The organism is Saccharospirillaceae bacterium (assembly GCA_022448365.1).
Lineage (GTDB): Bacteria > Pseudomonadota > Gammaproteobacteria > Pseudomonadales > Oceanobacteraceae > Bacterioplanoides.
Genome location: JAKVCS010000003.1, coordinates 1560852 through 1582934 on the forward strand (window position 1 = coordinate 1560852; position 22083 = coordinate 1582934).

The 22083-nt window shown below is 48.3% G+C and carries 22 protein-coding genes; 15 read left to right on the forward strand and 7 right to left on the reverse strand.

The window, feature by feature from the left end:
- Positions 1-578 precede the first annotated feature (578 nt).
- The 7 genes from pcnB (at position 579) to MK185_10805 (ending at position 8464) form a co-directional block, all read left to right on the forward strand.
- Entirely contained in the window at positions 579-1961 is a 1383-nt protein-coding gene (gene pcnB / locus MK185_10775) for a polynucleotide adenylyltransferase PcnB (protein ID MCH2041106.1), read from the forward strand.
- A 5-nt stretch (positions 1962-1966) separates the two neighbouring features.
- Positions 1967-2461 (forward strand): 2-amino-4-hydroxy-6-hydroxymethyldihydropteridine diphosphokinase, encoded by a 495-nt coding sequence (gene folK, locus MK185_10780; GenBank protein ID MCH2041107.1) that lies wholly within the window; start codon positions 1967-1969, stop codon positions 2459-2461.
- A 114-nt stretch (positions 2462-2575) separates the two neighbouring features.
- Complete coding sequence (panB, locus tag MK185_10785) at positions 2576-3382, forward strand: 3-methyl-2-oxobutanoate hydroxymethyltransferase (GenBank protein MCH2041108.1); 807 nt, start codon at positions 2576-2578, stop codon at positions 3380-3382.
- Positions 3383-3394: 12 nt separating this feature from the next.
- The gene (panC, locus tag MK185_10790) at positions 3395-4279 is read left to right on the forward strand and encodes a pantoate--beta-alanine ligase (GenBank protein ID MCH2041109.1); all 885 of its coding nucleotides are present in this window, start codon (positions 3395-3397) and stop codon (positions 4277-4279) included.
- 145 nt (positions 4280-4424) lie between these two features.
- Positions 4425-4805: an aspartate 1-decarboxylase gene (locus tag MK185_10795; protein MCH2041110.1), complete on the forward strand. Its 381-nt coding sequence runs from the start codon at positions 4425-4427 to the stop codon at positions 4803-4805.
- 190 nt (positions 4806-4995) lie between these two features.
- A complete protein-coding gene (gene pgi / locus MK185_10800; protein ID MCH2041111.1) occupies positions 4996-6651 on the forward strand; it encodes a glucose-6-phosphate isomerase in 1656 nt (551 codons plus the stop codon).
- Positions 6652-6850: 199 nt separating this feature from the next.
- The gene (locus MK185_10805) at positions 6851-8464 is read left to right on the forward strand and encodes a methyl-accepting chemotaxis protein (protein ID MCH2041112.1); all 1614 of its coding nucleotides are present in this window, start codon (positions 6851-6853) and stop codon (positions 8462-8464) included.
- Between the two features lie 14 nt (positions 8465-8478).
- Here the strand turns inward: MK185_10805 and bluB are convergent, their stop codons facing one another.
- Entirely contained in the window at positions 8479-9150 is a 672-nt protein-coding gene (gene bluB / locus MK185_10810; GenBank protein MCH2041113.1) for a 5,6-dimethylbenzimidazole synthase, read from the reverse strand.
- Between the two features lie 213 nt (positions 9151-9363).
- Here bluB and mtnA point away from each other — a divergent pair, with 213 nt between their 5' ends.
- From mtnA to MK185_10850, 8 genes are all read left to right on the forward strand, one after another.
- Complete coding sequence (gene mtnA / locus MK185_10815) at positions 9364-10365, forward strand: S-methyl-5-thioribose-1-phosphate isomerase (protein MCH2041114.1); 1002 nt, start codon at positions 9364-9366, stop codon at positions 10363-10365.
- Between the two features lie 11 nt (positions 10366-10376).
- The gene (locus MK185_10820) at positions 10377-11024 is read left to right on the forward strand and encodes a methylthioribulose 1-phosphate dehydratase (GenBank protein MCH2041115.1); all 648 of its coding nucleotides are present in this window, start codon (positions 10377-10379) and stop codon (positions 11022-11024) included.
- Between the two features lie 45 nt (positions 11025-11069).
- Positions 11070-11615, forward strand: a complete 546-nt coding sequence (locus MK185_10825) for a cupin domain-containing protein (protein MCH2041116.1) — start codon at positions 11070-11072, stop codon at positions 11613-11615.
- A gap of 28 nt (positions 11616-11643) precedes the next feature.
- A complete protein-coding gene (gene mtnC, locus MK185_10830; GenBank protein ID MCH2041117.1) occupies positions 11644-12360 on the forward strand; it encodes an acireductone synthase in 717 nt (238 codons plus the stop codon).
- A gap of 153 nt (positions 12361-12513) precedes the next feature.
- Positions 12514-13674, forward strand: a complete 1161-nt coding sequence (locus tag MK185_10835) for a DUF917 domain-containing protein (GenBank protein MCH2041118.1) — start codon at positions 12514-12516, stop codon at positions 13672-13674.
- Positions 13675-13715: 41 nt separating this feature from the next.
- Positions 13716-15260: an ATP-binding protein gene (locus MK185_10840; protein MCH2041119.1), complete on the forward strand. Its 1545-nt coding sequence runs from the start codon at positions 13716-13718 to the stop codon at positions 15258-15260.
- Positions 15261-15337: 77 nt separating this feature from the next.
- Positions 15338-16267: an allantoinase PuuE gene (puuE, locus tag MK185_10845; GenBank protein ID MCH2041120.1), complete on the forward strand. Its 930-nt coding sequence runs from the start codon at positions 15338-15340 to the stop codon at positions 16265-16267.
- A 163-nt stretch (positions 16268-16430) separates the two neighbouring features.
- Positions 16431-16613: a DUF6435 family protein gene (locus tag MK185_10850; protein MCH2041121.1), complete on the forward strand. Its 183-nt coding sequence runs from the start codon at positions 16431-16433 to the stop codon at positions 16611-16613.
- 155 nt (positions 16614-16768) lie between these two features.
- On the opposite strand, the gene MK185_10855 is transcribed toward MK185_10850, so the two are convergent.
- The 6 genes from MK185_10855 to alc form a co-directional block, all read right to left on the reverse strand.
- A complete protein-coding gene (locus MK185_10855) occupies positions 16769-17944 on the reverse strand; it encodes a urate hydroxylase PuuD (protein MCH2041122.1) in 1176 nt (391 codons plus the stop codon).
- The gene (guaD, locus tag MK185_10860) at positions 17944-19263 is read right to left on the reverse strand and encodes a guanine deaminase (protein ID MCH2041123.1); all 1320 of its coding nucleotides are present in this window, start codon (positions 19261-19263) and stop codon (positions 17944-17946) included. The genes MK185_10855 and guaD overlap by 1 nt, the downstream gene beginning before the upstream one ends.
- Before the next feature lie 28 nt (positions 19264-19291).
- The gene (locus MK185_10865; protein ID MCH2041124.1) at positions 19292-19813 is read right to left on the reverse strand and encodes an ureidoglycolate lyase; all 522 of its coding nucleotides are present in this window, start codon (positions 19811-19813) and stop codon (positions 19292-19294) included.
- 267 nt (positions 19814-20080) lie between these two features.
- On the reverse strand, positions 20081-20431 hold the full coding sequence (uraH, locus tag MK185_10870) for a hydroxyisourate hydrolase (GenBank protein MCH2041125.1): 351 nt from the start codon (positions 20429-20431) through the stop codon (positions 20081-20083).
- A 3-nt stretch (positions 20432-20434) separates the two neighbouring features.
- On the reverse strand, positions 20435-20959 hold the full coding sequence (gene uraD, locus MK185_10875) for a 2-oxo-4-hydroxy-4-carboxy-5-ureidoimidazoline decarboxylase (protein ID MCH2041126.1): 525 nt from the start codon (positions 20957-20959) through the stop codon (positions 20435-20437).
- Between the two features lies 1 nt (position 20960).
- Positions 20961-22073 (reverse strand): allantoicase, encoded by a 1113-nt coding sequence (gene alc / locus MK185_10880; GenBank protein MCH2041127.1) that lies wholly within the window; start codon positions 22071-22073, stop codon positions 20961-20963.
- Positions 22074-22083 lie beyond the last annotated feature (10 nt).

The following is a 22083-nucleotide window of genomic DNA, read 5'->3' on the forward strand; positions in this document are numbered from 1 at the left end:
TGTTACCCCAAAGTGCGGGCTGAGTAACACTTTGTTCGAACACTTCGCTAAAGAAGCCTTATTAAAAACCGTAAGTCATTGTTTTATATGTTTTTTTAATTATTGGCACACTGCATGCTTTATCATCGTCAGGTCTGATGCAAATACGCTTAAAATAATAATCTAACAATAATAAGCATCAAAAGATCGAAGCAGTGACCAATAAAAATAACAAACAACTGCTGAGTGGGCTCCGCTAACAAAAACAATATGGAGTTTGAGTTATGAATTCATTGTTTTGGATGACCAGCATCAGGTGCTGTCAAAAATAACAACAATAACAGTCTGAAATCTGTTTATTCAAAACAATGAATTCTCCCCATTTAAAGCTCATCAGCTCATCCTGAAATAATAAAAATAATGGATACTGGAAAATGAAAAGCCGCCGATAGCGGCTTTTTTGTTGTCTGATCAATGCTCGTCAGCAAGACTTTAACCATGCACAACACATCGCAATTGCAGCCAGTTGTTTATTTGCCTCGGGTGAACCGTTACACTCAGCCGCTTTCCAATCATCATCAGCGAAGAACAGTATTTCCGTGAACCGGTTAACCAGACTGATCAATCCTATTTCCCGCCTGTGGGCTAACACTAAAGCTTCGAAGGATGGCAGCATCCTGACCGTTATCCCGCGCGATGAGCATAATCTGAGTCGCAGCAATATCAGTGAAAATGCTCTGAAAGTACTGTACCGATTAAACAAAGCCGGTCATCAAGCGTTACTGGTCGGTGGTGGCGTACGTGACAACCTGCTGAGTCTTCATCCAAAAGATTTTGATGTTGCCACCAACGCCACTCCAGAGCAGGTGAATAAACTGTTCCGAAACTCGCGTCTGATTGGACGTCGCTTTAAGCTGGTTCATGTCGTGTTTGGTCGCGACGTTATTGAGGTCGCAACGTTTCGCGCTGCACCGAAGGATGAACATTCCGATAAAGTGGCGGCAACCGGCGACCAGGGCATGATTCTGCGCGACAACGTTTATGGCAGCAAAGATGAAGATGCCATGCGCCGTGACTTCACCATAAACGCGTTGTACTACGATATTGCTGATTTCAGTGTCCATGCCTACGCCGGTGGTTGGCAAGATCTGCAACACCGCCAGATTCGCTTAATTGGAGACCCGGAAACCCGCTACCGCGAAGACCCTGTGAGAATGCTACGGGCTATCCGTTTTGCCGTAAAACTCGACTTCGAGATTGAAAAAGAGACTGCAGCCCCGATCAAAGAAATGGCGCCGCTGCTGTTGCAAATCCCAGCAGCGCGGATGTTTGAAGAAGTACTCAAGTTGTTCTTACACGGCCGTGCATTGGATACGTTACGGTTGCTACGTGAATACAATCTGTTTGAGCCTCTGTTCCCGGCCACTGAGCAATGCCTGCGCGACGATCCGATGGCTCTTGCTATGGCGGAGAATACGATGCGTAACACCGATGCACGTATTCGGTCGGGTAAGTCGGTAACACCTTATTTCTTCCTCGCCTCATTGATGTGGGCGCCCATGTTAAGGGTGCAGAAAGAGTTCGAAGAAAACGGTTTACCGCCGCACCCGGCCATGCAGAAAGCCGCCGACCGGGTCATGTCACAACAAGCCAAGTGTACCGCTATCCCCAAGCGTTTCTCGATTCCGATGAGAGAAATCTGGGAGATGCAGCTACGTTTACCCAAAAATCGTTCCAAGCGAGTTCATGAGCTGGCCCAACATCCAAGATTTCGCGCCGCTTACGATTTTGTATTGCTGCGAGAGCAATCCGGTGAAAATCTCGATGGCTTGGGCGACTGGTGGACCCAATATCAGAAAGACCACCCACTGCCTCAGAAGCAATACCACCGTGGTTCGCGCTCAGAACACAGCAACGATGATGGCGAAAAGCGGCGTCGCCGTCCGCGTCGTAAGCCGCGCTCGCAACGACCCCCTCAATAACAGCTATGGCAGTTTGTTATATTGGTCTCGGGGCTAACCTCAATGATCCCGAGCAACAGATCCGTGCTGCACTGAAAGCACTAAAACAATTTCCGCAAACACGGTTAACGGCAGTATCATCTCTGTATGGCAGCAAACCTCTGGGTCCGGAAGATCAACCTGACTATCTGAATGCAGTCGCACAACTGCAAACTCAGCTGGAGCCACTGGCATTACTCGATCTGTTGCAAACCCAGGAACAGGTCCAAGGACGGGTGCGAAAACGCCATTGGGGGGAGCGCAATATCGATCTGGATATGATTCTTTACGACACACTGCAGCTGCGCAGCGATCGTCTCAACCTGCCCCACCACGAGATGCATAAGCGCAGCTTTGTGTTGATCCCGCTGGCAGAAATAAACCCTGAACTGACTTTACCGAATGGCCGGAATGTCGGCACAATCACACCAGAGTTCGATGGTGAACTGCACCGCCTCAAATCCCTTGCAGAACTTGTTTAACACCTCAGTCTGCGGCCATATTTATTGCCACCGTTCTTGACATAGTTGCCACAATCCGCAACATACGCCCCCACGAAAAAACCTGTGTTTTGCAGGCAAGTTTGGAGACAAGTCATGAAATCCATCAGTATTCCAGCATTGAAACAGCTGAAAGCCGAACAGCAGAAGTTTGCGGTACTTACCGCCTATGATGCAACGTTTGCTCAGGTCGCAGCCGATGCCGGTGTTGAAATGTTATTGGTAGGCGACTCCCTGGGAATGGTGTTACAGGGTAAAGACAGTACTCTGCCAGTAACCGTGGATGAAATGGCCTATCACACAGATATGGTCGCCCGCGGGAACGCAAAAGCGAAGCGTCCGGCTCTGGTGATGACGGATCTGCCGTTTATGAGCTACGGAACGCTGGAGCAAGGCCTGGAGAGCGCCCGCAAAGCAATGCAGGCTGGTGCTCACCTGGTTAAGGTTGAAGGCGATGAATGGTTGATTCCACTGATCGAATCTTTGTCCAAACAAGGCGTTCCGGTTTGTGCCCATCTGGGCCTGACCCCTCAAGCGGTTAATAAGCTGGGAGGCTATAAAGTTCAGGGACGCGACGAAGCTAAGGCCAGTACGATGGTTGAACATGCACAGAAACTTGAGGCCGCTGGTGCCGATTTGATTCTGTTGGAATGCGTGCCCAGCGAACTGGGCAAACGAATTACGGCAGCGGTACAAGTACCCGTCATCGGTATTGGTGCCGGTGGCGATACCGATGCTCAGGTTCTGGTGGTCTACGACATGTTAGGTATGAATACGGGCTATGTACCGAAGTTCGTAAAAAACTTTATGACCGATGGTCGCACGATACCTGAAGCGATCTCAGCATATGCAGAGCAGGTTAAAAGGGGAGAATTTCCATCGGCCGAGCATGGCTTCGGTTAAGGGGCAACACTGATGATAACCGTTCACACCATCAAAGAACTGAGACAGCACGTCAACGCGGCTCGCTTGGCCGGCCGTGAGATCGGCTTTGTACCAACCATGGGCAATCTGCATGCGGGCCATATCAGCCTGATTAATCGCTCTACAGCCGATGGTTGCTATACCGTCAGCAGCATTTTTGTTAACCCGCTGCAGTTTAACGACCAAAGCGACCTGAGCCGTTACCCGCGAACTCTGCCGGAAGATCAGCAGAAACTGGAAGCCGCCCATTGCGACCTGCTGTTTGCCCCGAATGTTGAGGAAATGTACCCGGCAGGTCAGGACAAACAAAGCATCGTACATGTGCCGGTGGTATCAGAGGGCTTATGTGGCGGCAGTCGTCCAGGGCATTTTGATGGTGTCAGCACCGTGGTTAGTAAGCTGTTCAACCAGGTGTTACCCGATAAAGCCTATTTCGGAGAGAAGGACTTCCAGCAGGTAGCGGTGATCCGGAAAATGGTTAACGACTTGTCGATGCCCATTGATATTATTCCGGTTCCGACAGCGCGAGCTGAAGATGGACTGGCGTTGAGTTCACGAAATGGTTATCTCAGTGAAGAGGAACGCCAGCTGGCACCCGGATTACACAAAACACTGCTGGAAATCGCCGCTGCGCTCAACCGTAAAGAACCTCTGGAGCAAGTTATTGCGCAGGCACAGGCAAGGCTGGACAGCCGTGGGTTCAAAACAGATTATCTGGAAATTCGCCTTGCAGATGACTTGTCACAATTGACAGATAATGCGCTCCAGAGTGGCGAATATGCGAGCTCTGCCATAGTCATTTTAGGCGCCGCTTTCCTTGGCAGCGCACGCCTTATTGATAATATTCAGGTGACATTGAATCAGGCGTTTGAATGAGGCATACTTGCGCGCTTTGCGCCAAGAGGCCAAGAAATGAACAATTCCGGAGTCTCGGAACCCGGTAATTAAGGCTGACCCACAAGTCAGAAAAAACAGGTTCTGTGGCGAAGAAATCGTCCGATTAGTAGAGAAAGGGTTTACCATGCAAACCACCATGTTGAAAGCCAAGCTGCATCAGGCTCGAGTCACTCACTCAGTGCTGAACTACGAAGGCTCTTGTGCCATTGACGGAAAGTTGCTGGATCTCGCCGGTATGCGCGAATTTGAACAGATCCAAATTTATAACATTACTAATGGCAAACGTTTCACTACGTACATCATTCGTGGCGAAGATGACTCCGGTATCATCTCTGTAAACGGCGCTGCAGCCCATCTGGCAAGCGAGGGTGATCGTATCATCATCTGTGCCTATGGCAGCTACGATGACAGCGAGTTGGCTACCTTCAAGCCAAAAATGGTGTACATGAACGAAGACAACACCGTTAGTCACACCAGCTTCGACATTCCGGTACAGGTTGCCTGAACAAACATCACCCGAGAACGCCGCTAAATGCGGCGTTTTTTATGCCTGCTGTTCGGCGATACCGCGGTTACTCCACAACCGCCAAACAAGACTTTTGCCCCCAGACTGATACCTCCTTATACTCGCGCTATTGTTAACGTGTTACACGCGTTGTGAGTATTAAAGCGCTTTCTCAGGGAAATTCAGGATTATGAGTGGCACCGGCCTCACCGAGTCTGCCGTCTGGCAACAGCTCAAGCAGCATCACGGAGAAATCAAAGGACAGCACATGCGTGACTGGTTTGCAGAAGATGTAAACCGCTTCGAACGCTTTAAGCTGCAGGCCGCGGGCCTGACACTTGATTATTCGAAAAATCGTATCACCGCCGACACCATGTCATTACTGAGAAAATTGGCCGCAGATCGTAACCTGCCCGGTCAGATCGCCAGTATGTTCAATGGTGAAGCGATCAATCGCAGTGAAAGACGCCCGGTGCTGCATACCGCACTGCGTAACTTTGGTAGTCGTGAAGTGCTGGTTGACGGCGTAGATGTTATGCCAGAAATCCGCCAAACCATGCAACGTATGGAAGAGTTCTGCTGGAAAATCCGTCGCAATCAATGGCGTGGCTTCAGCAACCAGCCGTTTACTGACGTAGTATCAATTGGTATCGGTGGCTCATTTCTGGGCCCGAAACTCGCTTCCAGTTCGCTGAAGCCTTATTGGGACAGCGGCCTGACCATTCATTATCTGGCCAATATCGACGGCACTCATATTACCGAAATTCTGAAACGCCTGAACCCGGCAACCACATTGTTTATTGTGCAATCGAAGTCATTCGGCACTCAGGAAACTCTGAAAAACGCCATGGCATGTCGCGAGTGGTTCCTGAGCAATGGCGGCACCGAAGTGGACTTACCAAAACACTTCACGGCCGTTTCATCTAATGTCGAGAAGGCAAAAGCTTTTGGTATCGCTGAGGAAAATATCTTCCCGATGTGGGACTGGGTGGGCGGCCGCTATTCTCTATGGTCGGCCATTGGTTTGCCACTGGCACTGGCCATTGGTATCGACAATTTTCGGGATATGTTGCATGGCGCTTACGAGATGGATGAACACTTCCGGACCGCCCCGATCGAACAGAATATGCCAATCACAATGGCCTTGCTGAGCCTGTGGTACGTCAACTTCTTTGGTGTTAACAGCCAGGCGATCTTACCTTATGACCATTATTTGCGCAGTCTGCCGGCACACTTGCAACAGCTGGATATGGAGAGCAACGGTAAGTCAGTAACAATCGATGGTTATGAGACAGACTACAACACCGGCCCCATCATTTGGGGCGGTGTTGGCACTAACGGTCAACATGCCTTCCATCAGCTGTTGCATCAGGGCACACACTTCTCACCGTGTGATTTTATTATGCCCATGTGCAGTCACAATCCGATTGATAATTTCCACGCCATGCTGGTTTCTAACTGCCTGAGTCAGAGTCAGGCACTGTTGCAGGGTAAGTCAGAGGAAGAAGCCATCGAAGAACTGATTGCTGCCGGTTTCAGTAAAGCTGAAGCCATTGTCACCGCACCGCAAAAGGTGATTGAAGGCAACCGGCCAAGTAACACTCTGTATTTCCCTAAATCAAAACCACACATCGTGGGCGCATTGATTGCCTTGTATGAACACAAGGTTGCTGCTCAGGGCTTTTTATGGGGAATCAACTCATTCGACCAGTGGGGGGTTGAGCTGGGAAAACAATTGGGTGGTAAAGTACTGGATGCACTGGAGGGGGATGATATTCCTCAGCATTTTGACGGTTCGACCAACGGTCTGGTGCGGGCCTTTCACGATATGCAGAACCTGCTCTAACGCGGATATAAACAAAAGTTATACAAAAGCTTTATTCTCTTGATTTTAAAAGAGAATAAGGCTCTTTTCTAACTGCACAAACGACCATCTTTCTGCAACTTATTACTGATATTTAGCCTGCAGATTACTCCTGCCTTGAGACTGCTGGAAGCCTGAGCTAATCCTAAATTCAATCGGATTCAATGCTTTGGTGGTCGTTATGCTCAAAGGGCTCTCTCTACGCTCTAAAATTCTGGCAATTGCTGGCGCAGGGGTGCTGTGTTTTCTATTTTATCTTGGTTACAGCCTGTTGGCGCAACAGCAGCAAAATGACCGCCTGAACCATATTCAGAATGCCACCTTCCCGCTGACCGAGAAAATTGACTACTCCGGTTTACTGTTGTTCCAGCTGCGTAATGAAATGGCCAACGCCATCACTGAAAGTGACAAAGATAAGATCGACGAAGCAGCTGTAATTCAACAAAAGCTGAGACAGACCTTTGTTGACATATCCTCATTGTCGCCATCAGACCAAAGTCAGAATCGAAAACTGGCTGGCGCGTTGAATGACTACTGGGTAAGTAGCAGTAAGTTGGCTGACAATATGATCAACGGCACCATCGATTTTGATCAGATGGCGGGGATGGCGCAACAAGCCAATCGCCAATACCAACGTCTCAGCGACTTACTGGAACAACGAAGGCAACAAAATTATCAGCAGTTTTCGGCAGAAATTGCCGACGTTAAACAACAAGGTCAACAAACGATTCAGGTGGGGATGGCAATCGCTTCGGTGATGGTTATTGTGCTGCTATCAACCGCGTGGTTTATAGCCAACCTGATCACCCGTCTGATCAACCGCATTGTTGCCAGCCTCGAAGGTATGTCCCGTGGTCAAGGAGATCTGACGATCCGTTTACAGACGCGGGCAACCGACGAGATTGGCAGCCTGGTCGGTAACTTTAACGGCTTTATTCATCATCTCCAGTTGCTGGTAAAAGTTATGGCCAACCTGGCCATAGGGGTGTCGGGAGGGTCTGATAAAGTGCTGGCAATTGCCAGTAGTACACGCCATGGCATTGAGGATCAACAGAATCAAATCGAACAGGTGGCCACGGCTGTTACGGAAATGTCGAGCACTGCGGGGGAAGTGGCCCGCAGTGCTGAGTCTGCCGCAGAGGCAACCCAGCTAGCCAGTAGTGAAACGCAGTCTTCACAAAAGGTCATGGAGTCCAGCATTCAGGCCATCAGCTCACTGGCAGAAGAAGTCAACCATGCCCGCGAGGTGATCCAAAATCTGGCCAGCGAGAGTGAACGTATTGGCGCTGCCTCACAGACCATTCAAGGGATTGCCGAACAAACCAATCTGCTGGCATTAAATGCCGCCATTGAAGCCGCTCGGGCAGGTGAACAAGGGCGCGGCTTTGCGGTGGTTGCCGATGAAGTGCGCTCGCTCGCGGCCCGTACGGAAGAGACCACCAGCGACATTCAAAATGTTACCAAACGCTTAAACGCCAGCATGCAACAAGCGGTAGATGTTATGGAAAGCAGCCAGAGCAGTGCCATGACTGTCGTGCAGCAATCGCAACAAACAGAAGCTTCTCTGCGCTCTATTATGCAACACGTGGAGACCATTAACTCCATGAACGCCCAGGTAGCAACAGCTGCCGAAGAACAAAGTAAGGTTGCCAATGAGATCAGCAATAACATCGTGGTGATTAATGAAGTATCCGATCATACCGTCGAGGAAGCAGCGTCCACTTCACGTGCAGCTGAGGAACTGGCGAAACAGGCAGATCAGCTGCGCAATATTGTGAATGAATTTAAGGTGTAACCGGGGTTACTGAGCTAATACGAGTAACTTTCGTAAAGAACTATTTGTTGCTCTGTTTTACGCTCTTCCCAGCCCAGAATTTCCAGCTCAGGCTGGTCGTAAAATTTATCCACTTTACCGGCGCACAGATACGCTACCAACTCACGATCGCTGGGTGCATTCAGGATACTTTTAACCTTGTCCGGGTCGAGAATACTGACCCAACCAATACCAATATTCAGCGAGCGGGCCATTAACCACATATTCTGTACCGCGCACACCACACTATATCGCCCCATTTCCGGCATGCTGGTTTGCCCCAGCACCGGCCCCTTCTTTGGGTTGTAAAATACCGCAATATTCAGTGGCGATTCGACAATTCCCTCCAGCTTTAATGCCTGATACTGCTCTAATTTAGCGGCATCGTAATTCCCGGCGCGAAACTGTTGTAGCGCCTTTTCATTCTCTGCGAAAAAGCTCTCGGCAATCGCACCGCGGCTTTGTTGATCTTTTATCAACACAAACTCCCACGGTTGAGAAAAACCCACAGACGGTGCATGCAGCGCCGCTTTCAGAATTTTATCAATATCAGACTGATCGAGTTCATCCGCCAGAAAGCGATTACCACGCACATCGCGCCGGGCAGCCAACAACTGCATCAAAAGGTCGCTCTGTTCGGTAGAAAATTGTTGATTGCGTTCAGACATGAATATAGAAACCGGCAGCGGAAAATCAGAAATGGCGAGCCCGCTATTGTCGCAGCTGAATGCGTATGTGCAACCGTTGATCGCGGTAAAAGCGTGTCGGTGTAATCACCAGATAGGAAAATCTGTATAGTCACAACCGTTGTTAGCGGGTGAAACTGAACGGGCTTTAGGAGTAAAATGACGCCCATTCAATCGCCTTGTTTAGGGTACGGCATGACTCACACAGCCACCTTTCACGCCATCGAATGGCGCAACCAGCAACTGCACCTGCTGGATCAGCGTGTTCTGCCGCATCAACATCAGATTCTGAGCTACACCTCAGCAGCTGATGTCGCTGATGCGATCCGCGATATGGTGGTCCGTGGCGCCCCAGCCATTGGTATTACCGCCGCTTATGGTTACGCCCTCGATGCCATAGCAGGCAAAGACTTGCAGGCAGCCTATCAGGTGCTGGCCGAATCACGTCCGACGGCGGTCAATCTGTTTTGGGCACTGGAGCGAATGGCGGGGCTGGGAACAGAAGATCCACAAGCCTTGGTTGCCGCAGCCAAACGTATTCATGAGGAAGATATCGCCGCTAATCTGGCAATGGGCCAGTTTGGCGCAGCCCTGATTCCGGAAGGTTCCAGTGTTTATACTCATTGCAACACTGGTGCGCTGGCAACCGGTGGTCATGGAACCGCGCTGGGCATCATCCGCAGCGCCTTTGCCGATGACCGTATCCAACAGGTGTATGCCGGAGAAACCCGCCCCTGGTTGCAAGGAGCACGTCTGACTGCCTGGGAGCTGATGCAGGATAACATCCCGGTAAAACTGGTGGCTGATGGCGCGGCAGCTCAACTGTTCCGTCAGGGCGATATCAGCTGGGTGATTGTCGGCGCCGATCGGATTGCGGCCAACGGCGATACCGCGAATAAGATTGGCACCTACAGCCTTGCGGTTTTAGCCAAGCACCATGGTATAAAATTTATGGTGGCGGCGCCGACCACCACTTTTGATTTATCCATTGCCAGTGGTGACGACATTCCGATTGAGCAACGCCCTATCTCGGAAGTTACCAGCCTGAACAGTCAGGCCATTGCGCCTGAGGGCTGTGCTGCTATAAACCCATCGTTTGACGTGACACCGTCCGGTTTAATTGATGCCATTATCACAGAGAAAGGCATGATTCTCGCCCCGAACACGGAAACTGTTTCCATGCTGTTTGCGCGTTAAAGGTCAGGCAGATGACCCAGGTTTACGATATTAATCAATTTAATCGGGCCGCAGATGATTTATGCCGCTACGGTAAAATTCTCTATAACCGTGACTGGTCACCGGCCACCAGTTCAAATTATTCCATCCGCCTGAATGCAAATTGCTGCGCCTTAACCAGCTCGGGTAAACACAAAGGCGAGCTGGACTCTGATGATATTCTGGTGGTTGATCTGAGCGGCCAGCCGATTATTCATCCGCAACGTAAAATCAGCGGTAAACCATCCGCCGAAACCTTATTACACACCCAGCTGTATCAGCGAGATAAAACCATTGGCGCGGTATTACACACCCACTCCCCTACCTGCGTGGTGTTATCGCAACTGTGGCAAGACGATGTGTTGTCTCTCACAGGCTGGGAATTACAAAAAGCCTTTGCTGGTGAAACCAGCCACGAAGGCATAGTTCGCATTCCATTATTTAACAACGATCAGAATATCGAACGTCTGGCGTGCCAGGTAGAACAACAGATGCAACAACAAGGACAAGGGCATGCGTATTTAATTCGTGGCCATGGCGTTTATACCTGGGGAAAAGATATTGAGGAATGTTTCCGCCACCTGGAAGCGCTGGAGCATTTGCTGGGTTATCAACTGCAACTGCTGAAAATAAATAGATAAATAAATCGGGTGTGAATCTCGCACCTGCAATGACCGGAAAAAGCCATGAGTGAAATTCGTATTTATACCGACACGGATATGACGAACCTGCTGTTCACCAGCTGTAAGAAAAGTCGCATCACAGAGAAATTAAAAGAGCTGGGTATTCGTTACGAGCAATGGCAGACGGATACCAACATCAGCGCAGGTGCGGATCCGGAATTTGTGATGAATGCCTACCGCAAAGACATCGATCGTCTGGTTGCAGAAGAAGGCTATCAAACGGTTGACGTCATCAGTCTGGCATCTGATAACCCGCAAAAATCAGAACTGCGTCAGAAGTTTCTCAGCGAACATACCCACAGCGAAGATGAAGTGCGTTTTTTTGTTGCTGGTGAAGGTCTGTTTACTCTGCATATCGGAGAAAAAGTGGCCGAAGTATTGTGTACTCAGGGTGATTTAATCAGCGTACCGGCCAATACCCGTCACTGGTTCGATATGGGGCCTAACCCGAATTTCACCGCGATTCGCCTGTTTAATGATCCGGAAGGCTGGGTAGCCCACTGCACCGGTAGCGAAATTGCACAACACTACAACCGGTTAGAAAACTGATTCGCCGATAAGCAACAGGTCCTCTCGTATGCCACAGTTTCATGATGTCAAAGTTATCCTGACCGATATCGAAGGCACCACATCCTCGATCTCTTTTGTGGAGGATGTTTTATTTCCCTACGCCGAAAAAAAACTGCCCGCTTTTCTGCGTCAGCATCATGAAGACCCTACGGTTCAGCAGCACATACAAGCTTCGGTGGAACTGGAAGAGCAGGACGGTAATCACCTGACTGCAGACAATATTGATGGTGTCATTGAATGCTTATTACAGTGGATTCGTGACGACAAGAAGGCTACTCCGCTAAAGGCCTTACAAGGCATGGTCTGGAAACAGGGCTACGAAAATGGTGATTACCAGGCGCATATGTACCCGGACGCTACTGCGCGATTAAAACAATGGTACAACCAAGGCTTACCGCTTTACGTTTACTCCTCTGGCTCGATACAAGCGCAGAAACTGTTTTATGGCTACAGCCAGGACGGCGATTTGTTACCTCTGTTCAGCGGTCATTTTGATACCACCTCCGGCGGTAAACGCGACCAGCAGTCTTATCGGAATATTCTTGCTGACCTGCAAAAGCAACATGATATTCAGGCAGGTAATGTGCTGTTTTTATCGGATTTAGAAGAAGAACTGGATGCAGCTTATAAGGTAGGGATGCAGACAGTATGGATTCAACGAGACGCTACAAAAACTAATTCAAGGCATACTTCAAGTACAAGTTTTTCAACGATTGTTATATAAACGAATGTTCATAGATAGTACAACGTTAGTCTGATATTTTTCATTATGAATACTGGCGTTCTTGATAATTAAGTATAAATTAGATGTACAAAGATTATGCGTAATGGAGTACATACGATGCCATCAGAGAATAACACTGTCTCGGTTCAGGATATGAAAGCCCTCGTTTATGGCGGATGCTTTCTCGCCTCAGGCGGCGGCGGCCCAGTAAGTATGGCACTGAACTTCCTGGAGAAGATCAATCAATGTATCCCTCTAATACCCACATCTCAATTAAAACCCGGTAAAAAATCAGCTATTGTTGCAGATCTTGGCTCACCAGATGCCGCTACAGAGGGACGTGGCTATACAGCTCCAGTTAACGCATACAAATCCCTTAACGCTTACCTTAAACAACAAGAAAACAAAGAAATAGAATATTTCCTTCCAGCTGAAATAGGCGCAGTTAATACTCTGATTCCTTTTTTCATTGCGTCACAGTTTAATCCGCCTCTGGCTGTTATCGATGCTGACCCTTCGGGACGAGCAGTGCCGCAAATGAACGAATCGATGCTCGAAGTTAATCAAGTTCCGTGTTGCCCAGCGATTATCGCGTCAGACACTAACGATGGTGCAAACTGCAAATGGAGTAATGAAAGCTTCCATTCAGAATTGTTTACCAATAAGACCCCTACTCAGCTGGAAGATGCTGCTCGGGAAGTCGTAAGCCAACCAGCCTATGAACAAGTCGGTGGTATGGCGTGCTGGCCTATCGACAGTGACTATTTTTTATCGCAAGAAGCAAAAAGCTCTGTGATTCACAACTCAGTCAGCGCTGCGATTAAAGTTGGATACACAATACTTAACTCACCTGAACCAAAACATTTGGTCGAGACCCTTAATGCACTGGGAATAGACAACTACGTCATTGATAACGGCTTGGTGCGTAAAGTAATTAACCGGACCAGTCACGGTTTTGATGTAGGTAAAATAGTATTCGCAACAATGGTTGGGGAGTTATGGATTTACTATAAGAACGAAAGTCTTTTGGCATGGGACCCGCAAACCAAGAAACCTCTGGTTATCGCTCCGGACTGCATTAACCTAATGAAGTTTAAGGATAGTGATCGTCTCTATGGTACTTCCCCCATTTCAACAGCAGATGTAAAAGAAGGGCAAGTATGTACGATCTGGGCAACAGCATGCGCTGAAGCAATGCGCAATAAAACAATTGAAAAGTTGTTTTTAACAGATATTGATCAGATCACATCAGCATTTCCAGAGGATGATGTGAAAGTTAAAGAGTATATTCCCGTACAGCAATTGAACCCATAATTATGATAAACCGTCAGGATAGGGAGCTATTAGAGTCAAGTTTGTTCTCAAAACTTTGGCAGAACTCCCCCGATAACATGTTTGTCCTTAAAATTGTGGACGATGATTTTTACATCGTCACCAGCAACGTCAAACAACAGGAGAAAGCGGAACTTGATAGCCCGAGTATCATCGACGTTCCGCTGCGCGAGTTACTACCTGATGACGTGTATCAACCCATACATCAAAATTATCAAAGATGCATATCAGCGAAAGAACCGATTCAGTACTCAGAAGAAGAAGTATTCACCAGCAGTGATGGTAGCCCTAATTACTGGAATACAATTCTTCATCCGATGTTAGATGATTCTGGAAATGTCGAACTAATATTTGGAGTATCGCGCAACATAAGTGAATTAGTTATCGCCCAAAAGAAGGCTGTAGAAGCTGCTGAAGCTGCTGAAAAGGCCAATCAAGTAAAAACTAATTTTCTGGCTAATATGAGCCATGAAATGCGCACACCATTAAACGGTATCAAAGGGGCCTTGGAACTTATTAAAAGTAGTGAAGACCCGAATGAAATCTCAGAGCTATTAACAGTTATTGAAAATTCTGCAGATGCCTTATCACGACAAACGGAAGACATCCTTGACTATGCAAAACTGGGCAATCAAAAACTGCAGCTTGATGAGCGTATATTTTCCACAATTGATTTATTAAAAACGAACGAAGCACAGCTCAGAAATTTAGCAGAGCAGCAAAAAAACAAACTCATCATCGACATTTGTGATCAGGTTCCAAAGAAACTACAGGGTGATCCGGATCGGATTCAGCAGATTCTTTTAAATCTTGGTAGTAATGCCAACAAGTTTACAGAAAACGGAACCGTTACTATAAAAGTAAAACATGCCAACAGAGTTAAGAATAAGCATCAGATTTATTTTTCTATATGCGACAGTGGCATTGGTATTAGCGAAGAAGATCAACTCAAGCTATTTAAGCCATTTAGTCAACTGGATGACTCAACTACAAAAAAGTTTCCAGGAACCGGGCTGGGTCTTGCTATCTGTAAAAACTTGGTTGAACTAATGGGCGGAGACATAACTGTTAACAGTGCTCCTGCTATTGGCTCGGAATTCAGTTTCTCTCTTTGGCTGCAGGAACCCCAAGCCTGCCAACTGGAAAAGCATACAAAACCCCAAAACCTATCTCTAGAGCATCTCGATTTACTATTGGTTGAAGACAATCCGACCAATCAGCTGATTACCGGAAAAATGCTACGTAAAGCAGGGGCTAACGTTGTTATTGCCGAACATGGTCGCCAGGCGTTAGAAATGTGCCAGCAACAGACTTTTGACCTGATTTTGATGGATTGGCATATGCCGGTTATGGATGGCCTGAAAGCGACTGAAGAACTACGAGCGAATGAGATCAATAACCAACGCACACCAGTCATTGGTTTAACGGCCAATGTTATGGAAAAAGATCGTGAGAAATGTCTGCGAGCGGGTATGAGTGAAGTTATTACCAAGCCAGTTGGCTACGATACGCTAATCGCAACGGTGATCCGTTACTCTCACTCGCAAGGCTGTGAATTGTCCGGCTGACAAACAGCACATTCCCGACCACTTAGTCAGTTTTTTGTTTTACACTAGTACACGACAAAATACTGAGTACAACATCCATGACCTACCCGCGCGATATGGTTGGCTACGGCCAGCACGCTCCCGATCCCCAATGGCCAAATCCATCTGGTAACGGCAACGCCCGCATTGCGGTTCAGTTTGTGATCAATTACGAGGAAGGTGGTGAGAACTGCATTCTGCACGGCGACAACGCTTCAGAAGCATTTCTGTCTGAGATTGTCGGTGCCCAGGCGCTCGAGGGCGTGCGCCATATGAATATGGAATCGATCTATGAATATGGCAGTCGTGCTGGCTTCTGGCGCCTGCATCGTATGTTCACCCAGCGCAATATGCCGGTAACCGTGTATGGCGTAGCCACGGCTCTGCAGCGTAACCCGGAAATTGTGCAAGCAATGAAAGACGCTGACTGGGAAATCGCCTCTCACGGCCTGAAATGGATCGATTACCAATACATCGACAAAGAAGTAGAACGAGAGCACATCGCTGAAGCCATTCGTATCCATACCGAAGTCACCGGTGAGCGCCCGCAGGGCTGGTACACCGGTCGCATGAGTCCGAACACTCGTGATCTGGTTGTTGAAGCCGGTGGTTTTGCCTACGACAGCGATTCCTACGCCGATGACCTGCCGTACTGGAGCCATGAGTACGATGAGCCGCATTTGGTCATTCCTTATACCCTCGACAGCAACGACATGCGGTTTGCCACCAACCAGGGCTTTAACTCAGGTGACCAGTTCTTCGCTTATCTGAAAGATTCGTTTGACGTGTTATATGCTGAAGGCACAGAGAATCCGGCAGCGGCAAAAATGCTGAACATTGGTTTGCATTGCCGTCTGGTCGGGCGCCCCGGCCGTGCTGCTGCACTGGCACGCTTCCTGGACTACGTACAGAGCCACGACGACGTTTGGGTAACTCGGCGAATTGATATTGCCGATCACTGGCGCAAAGTGCATCCGGCGACCAAATAACCCGCTTTAACACCAGCTTCCTCCCTCGCCGCCTGTGGTAACAACCCAGGCGGCTTTTTTATGCTCCGGCATTAGCCCTGAAAGTTATACCCCTATAAAATTCATAGTCGTTTCTGCACTGGAAAATCATTTAAAATAAAGAAATCCCTGATGAGGCTCACCCATGTTCTCTTTATTCAAAGCAAACCCAATCAAGAAACTGCAAAAGCAATATGATGCCAAGCTTGAGCAGGCCATGCTCGCCCAACGTAATGGCGACATCCGTGGTTACTCTGAAATCACTGCAGAAGCCGAAGCCATCTACCTTCAGTTGCAACAGCTGAAAGCTGAGAGCGAATCCAAATAGCACGACCATGCACTTTGCGCTCATACGCCTGGGGCAAAACAGGTGGTGCAGAACAACACACAGTGCGCCAACACACAACAGAGTGAATATCGAAAACAAATAAGCCTTTGCTACCCCGGTAACAAAGGCTTTCCCGTGTAGTCAGACGAACGTCGTTATTCGGATAACCACAGCGATAGCGCCTGGCGCTCATCTTCCGTCATTTGCGTCAGGTTGCCCAACGGCATGTAGCCGGTTTGCAACGCCGAAAGCGTTTTATCTTTAACCGCGCGGACTTGCTCTGCTGTTTCCAGCACAATACCGGCAGGAGCAGAAGCAAACGCTGGATTAGTTGGCTGCTGTGCATGACAAGACGAGCAGCGCTGCTCAACAATCACCATCGCCTGCGCATCCGTCAGAATCACCTCACCAGCTTTCGCTTCGATTTTCTTCGGCGCCATTACTACCGCAAGAGAAATCAGCATCAGCGCAGCAACCAATAAAATAACAGGTTTAAACTCACCTCGATGACGCAGATTAAAGAAATGACGGGCGAACGCACTGATAAAACCAATTGCCGCGAGGACCAGCCAGCCATATTCATGGCTATAGGTCATCGGATAATGATTACTGATCATGATAAAGATCAGTGGCAGGGTAAAATAGTTATTATGGGTTGAGCGTAACTTAGCAAAGGCACCGTATTTCGGATCTGGTGCCTCACCGCGCTGCACGGCCTCTACCAACGCACGCTGAGCTGGCATAATCCCAAGGAAGACGTTACCAGCCATGATGGTGCCAATGATTGCGCCAACATGAATGTATGCGCCGCGCGCTGAGAAAATCTGATTTGCAGCCCAAGAGGCAAACACCAGAATGGCAAACAGCACAACACCAAACAATTTACCGTTATGGCGTAATGGTGAACGCACCATCAACTCGTAGATTGCTACACCAGCCGCAATAAAGCCCAGTCCGGCAGCGATCGCCTCCCCTTGAGTAAGCACCATTCGTGAGCTATCAATCAGAAAACTCTCGGCACCGACATAATAAACCACCCATAACATCACCATACCGGTCAGCCAGGTGGTATACGCTTCCCATTTAAACCAATGCAGATTGATTGGCATACTTTCAGGACCTAATTTGTACTTAGCAACCTCGTAGAAACCACCACCGTGGATGGCCCATAAATCACCGCCGATTCCTTTATCTTTTTTCCACTGTGGTGGCTCCTCCAGGCTGTTATCCAGCCAGACGAAATAAAACGACGCACCGATCCAGGCGACACCCGCAATTACGTGGAACCAGCGGAAGAACAAGTTTAACCATTCGTAAAAATACGCTTCCATTATCGCTTCCCTCCATCACGGCGGTGCAATTGCTGGCCACCAACATAAGTACATTTCACTGTGCGATCGTCACCCAGAATAATCATGGCAAACAGTTTTTCGGCCAGTGTTTTGCATTTACTTTGTTTGAGTGACATCAAAGGTGTGGCGTTAAAATCCATCACGATAAAATCGGCTTCATTACCGGATTTAAATGAGCCAATTTTGTCTTCCAGCTGCAGAGTACGGGCGTTACCCAACGTCGCCAGATACAAGCTCTTTAACGCCGATAACTTGTTGCCGCGCAGCTGACAGATTTTGTACGCTTCGTTCAACGTTTGCAGCATGGAGAAACTGGTACCACCACCCACATCGGTTGCCACGCTGTAAGCCACCTGTTCTTTTTCAAGTTCCGCGATATCCAGCAGACCCGATCCTAAAAACAGATTCGACGTTGGGCAGAAAGAGACACTTGAGCCAGTTTCACGGAAACGTTCATGCTCCCGTGGCGTCAGATGAATACCGTGGGCAAACACACTGCGTTTGCCGAGCAGATTATATTGATCATAAACGTCGAGGTAATCTTTCGACTCCGGGAACAGTTCCTGAACAAATGCGACTTCATCTTTGTTTTCGGAAATATGCGTTTGCATATACACATCCGGATACTCTTCCAGCAGTTGCCCGGCTTTCTCAAGCTGTTCTGGGGTGGAAGTAATCGCAAAGCGAGGGGTTACCGCATACAACTGACGACCGTTGCCATGCCAGCGTTCAATTAATTCCTTACTGTCTTCGTAGCTGCTTTCAACATCGTCGCACAAGAATTCCGGCGCATTACGATTCATCATCACTTTGCCACAAATCATACGGGTATTGCGTTTCTCTGATGCCTCGAAGAATGCATCAACACTTTGTTTATGGACGGTGCCAAATACAAGTGCCGTCGTGGTACCACACTTAACCAGCTCATCCAGAAAGAAGTTGGCGATTTTACTGGCGTATTCCTTATCTTCAAACTGACGCTCGGCCGGAAAGGTATAATTATTCAACCAATCCAGTAATTGTTCACCATAGGATGCTATAACCTCGACTTGCGGGAAGTGAATATGAGTGTCAATCATACCTGGCATAATCAGGTAACCGCTGTAATCGACAATGTCGAAATCTTTCGGCAGGTGTTTTTCCACTTCAGAAACCGGACCGGTTTTAATCACCTTGCCGTTTTCTACAACCAATGCACCGTCTTCGAAAAACTCATAAGCCGCATCTCCAGCAATATCCGGATCATCCAGAAAATGAAGAATGCTGGCTCGATAAACAGTCGTGCTCTTTGTTTTCATTGTACTTCTCATCAACGCTATTCGCCCGTTAAAGCTGAATCTCTATCAGCTCATCCGGACTAAAGTAAAATTCTTCACAGTTGTTGCCTTCACCTTTGCGATCAACAACCAAAAAATCACAAACTTTATTTAAACCAAGCACCGGGTGATGCCAGGTATTCATGTAATAATTAATACCCTGATCCGGTTGCGCCAGAAACAGATGCAGGTTTTCAGGTTTCAGATCCTCAACAGCATCCGCCACCAACACCAGATACGGCTCTGCTGACAGCGGGTGAAATGACTGGCTGCCACGAGGATGACGTTCCATCATTTCAATCCGCATATTACTTTGATTAACACCCGCCTTCACCATTCTTGGTTGAGCACGAAAAATATTAATCACCGCTGTATCTTGCGGGTTTTCGGTTTGTACCTTCACCAGCGAATCATAGCGCTCTGTGTTGCCGCCATTAATCATAATCGGCGTCGTTGTACCCGCTTCGACCACATCACCAAATGGCGCAAAGGCTTCTGCAGTTAATGGTTGAGGTTTTAAAATAAAGGTCATAATTTTTTCTTCTGAGATTCAGAGTCTTCGCAATCTGAGACATGTGTTCCCGCAAGTGCAGCAAGTACATCCCTGTATGCTCGTTCGCGCAATTCATGGCGCTAAGGCTTGCCGAACACATACCTAAGATTGCTGATCCGCACAAAAGATGTGATGAATCTATTTCTGAGACGTCTGCACCAGGGGTGAAGCAGCCGATCCTACCGAGACGTATTAACAGCAAGTCAAAGACATATATTCATCATCGCTTTTGTTTTTATCAAAAACTCAGCTTCCTCTGTAAGTCGACATACCATGTGCAGAAATCAACAGCGGTACATGGTAGTGCTCGTCCGGGTTTTCGATACGAAACTCGAAAGATACACTGGGATAAAAGCAGGTTAGTCCCTGTTTCTCGAAGTAAGGATCGGTAGCAAACGAAATCTTATAAACACCGGCTTCACGCTGCTGGCCAGCCAACCAGTCAAGAATACGGCCATCGCTGTTGGTTTTACCGCTGGCAATCTCTGCCCAGTTTCCTGCGCTGTCACGTTTTTCCAGAACCACAGCCATGCCTGCTGCTGGTTTGCCTAAATGTGTGTCTAACACATGGGTCGTAATCGGGGATGGTGCTGACATTTCTTATTCCTCAGGCAGTAGCTTATTAATTCGAATGGCGGTGATTTTTGCTTGCTCAGCTGCCGCATTCACCAGCTCTTGCTCGCGTGAATTCGGCAAGCGTTGCTCCAGTAATTGCAGCATTTCAGCCGCTGATTTACCGGTCGCACACACAATAAAGATAAAGCCGTTCTTATTGTGGTAATCCTTATTGCCTTTCGCCAGACGTTCAATCACCTCATCACTGGCTTCGTTCACGGAGCTTTGCTCACCGGAAGCCAGTTTTTTGGTGTGTGCGTATTTGGCTTTTAAGCTCGACACATCACCAATTTTCGGATGGCCTTCAAAAGCCTGCAAAAAATCACTCTCACCCAGCTTGCTCCATACCGCTTCAGCAACGCCCAGGCATTGCTCAACATTGGCATAAGGAAGAGCGGCTACCATACCCTCAATCCAGTTTTTTGAGGTACAACAGTTTTCAAACGCAAATGCAGCGTCCTGTTCATTTAACTGGTTCAGTTGCTCTAAGGTGTAAGTTAAGTCTGCCACGTTATTTGCCCATCACGCTTGCCAGTGATTCAGATGGATAGCCCCACAGGCGAACACGGCTGATACCACCATCCGGGTACATTTTAACGCGTACGTGGGTAAAAGCCTGATCGTTGTTCTGTACTTCTTTTTTGAAGGTGTGTTCACGATCATCGTACAAACGCGTACGATCCATAATCGGCTGCCAGTTAATCTCTGACGGCTGTGCACGACCTGCCATCAATGCATCCTGATGAGAATCGGCTTCCAGCGCCGCCACATCAGTGGCTTGTTCTTCGGTCAGCACTGCGGCTTCGATAGCAAAACTGTGCGGGTAATTACCTTTAAAATGTGCGGTATCCACCAGCACTTTTTCGATACTGCCTTTGGCGGCTAATTTCAGAATTAACCAGTCATTAAAACGATCTTTTTCGGCATCACCGATGGTGCGACGACGTTTGGTTTCCCAGCCATCCCCCATATTCACGCCACGACCAGGCATAATCATGTTTTCCATATGGGAGAAGAACATGTCGGAACACACAACCGGGCGCGCACCGTTTTTAATGTAGGCTAAATCAATTAATTCACCCGGCAGGAACAAATCAGCATCCGGAATCACCTCGCCATACACTTTTAAGCGAGCGATACCGCCATCCGGGTACATGTTCAGGCGCACGTGTGTCCATACCTGCTCAGACTCAACCGCAAAATAGTGCGGTGCACCCGGACCAACATCAGAGCGCGCCACAATGTCAGTCCATTCAGTGTTATCGTCCGGGTTGCCTTCACTGACACACGCTTCTAACGAAACACTCTGTGGTGCGTTACCCAGGAAATGGGCGGTATCAACATTAACACCACGAATAATACCCTGCGCCCCCAGCTTAACGATGCACCAGTCGTACTCCAGGCCATCATCCGTCGTGCCGTCTGGCAGGAAACGACGACGGCGACTTTCCCAGCCATCCATCAGTTGTCCACGTTCAGTAAATACGCCTTTCTGGAACACTGGCTCTTCCAGCTTCAGCAGGTTTTCCATTTCAGCAAAAAAATCATTGCTGCAAGCAATCGCCTGGCCACCTAATTTGCGGCTTGCCAGATCGGTGTATAACGTTTCGAATGGGTTTCTCACAGAATCATCA

Bases quoted from the DNA above. Each gene is read 5' to 3' on its own strand.
- folK (MCH2041107.1), top strand. From the start codon at position 1,967: ATGGCAGTTTGTTATATTGGTCTCGGGGCTAACCTCAATGATCCCGAG.
- panB (MCH2041108.1), top strand. From the start codon at position 2,576: ATGAAATCCATCAGTATTCCAGCATTGAAACAGCTGAAAGCCGAACAG.
- panC (MCH2041109.1), top strand. From the start codon at position 3,395: ATGATAACCGTTCACACCATCAAAGAACTGAGACAGCACGTCAACGCG.
- MK185_10795 (MCH2041110.1), top strand. From the start codon at position 4,425: ATGCAAACCACCATGTTGAAAGCCAAGCTGCATCAGGCTCGAGTCACT.
- pgi (MCH2041111.1), top strand. From the start codon at position 4,996: ATGAGTGGCACCGGCCTCACCGAGTCTGCCGTCTGGCAACAGCTCAAG.
- MK185_10805 (MCH2041112.1), top strand. From the start codon at position 6,851: ATGCTCAAAGGGCTCTCTCTACGCTCTAAAATTCTGGCAATTGCTGGC.
- bluB (MCH2041113.1), bottom strand. From the start codon at position 9,150: ATGTCTGAACGCAATCAACAATTTTCTACCGAACAGAGCGACCTTTTG.
- mtnA (MCH2041114.1), top strand. From the start codon at position 9,364: ATGACTCACACAGCCACCTTTCACGCCATCGAATGGCGCAACCAGCAA.
- MK185_10820 (MCH2041115.1), top strand. From the start codon at position 10,377: ATGACCCAGGTTTACGATATTAATCAATTTAATCGGGCCGCAGATGAT.
- MK185_10825 (MCH2041116.1), top strand. From the start codon at position 11,070: ATGAGTGAAATTCGTATTTATACCGACACGGATATGACGAACCTGCTG.
- mtnC (MCH2041117.1), top strand. From the start codon at position 11,644: ATGCCACAGTTTCATGATGTCAAAGTTATCCTGACCGATATCGAAGGC.
- MK185_10835 (MCH2041118.1), top strand. From the start codon at position 12,514: ATGAAAGCCCTCGTTTATGGCGGATGCTTTCTCGCCTCAGGCGGCGGC.
- puuE (MCH2041120.1), top strand. From the start codon at position 15,338: ATGACCTACCCGCGCGATATGGTTGGCTACGGCCAGCACGCTCCCGAT.
- MK185_10850 (MCH2041121.1), top strand. From the start codon at position 16,431: ATGTTCTCTTTATTCAAAGCAAACCCAATCAAGAAACTGCAAAAGCAA.
- MK185_10855 (MCH2041122.1), bottom strand. From the start codon at position 17,944: ATGGAAGCGTATTTTTACGAATGGTTAAACTTGTTCTTCCGCTGGTTC.
- guaD (MCH2041123.1), bottom strand. From the start codon at position 19,263: ATGAAAACAAAGAGCACGACTGTTTATCGAGCCAGCATTCTTCATTTT.
- MK185_10865 (MCH2041124.1), bottom strand. From the start codon at position 19,813: ATGACCTTTATTTTAAAACCTCAACCATTAACTGCAGAAGCCTTTGCG.
- uraH (MCH2041125.1), bottom strand. From the start codon at position 20,431: ATGTCAGCACCATCCCCGATTACGACCCATGTGTTAGACACACATTTA.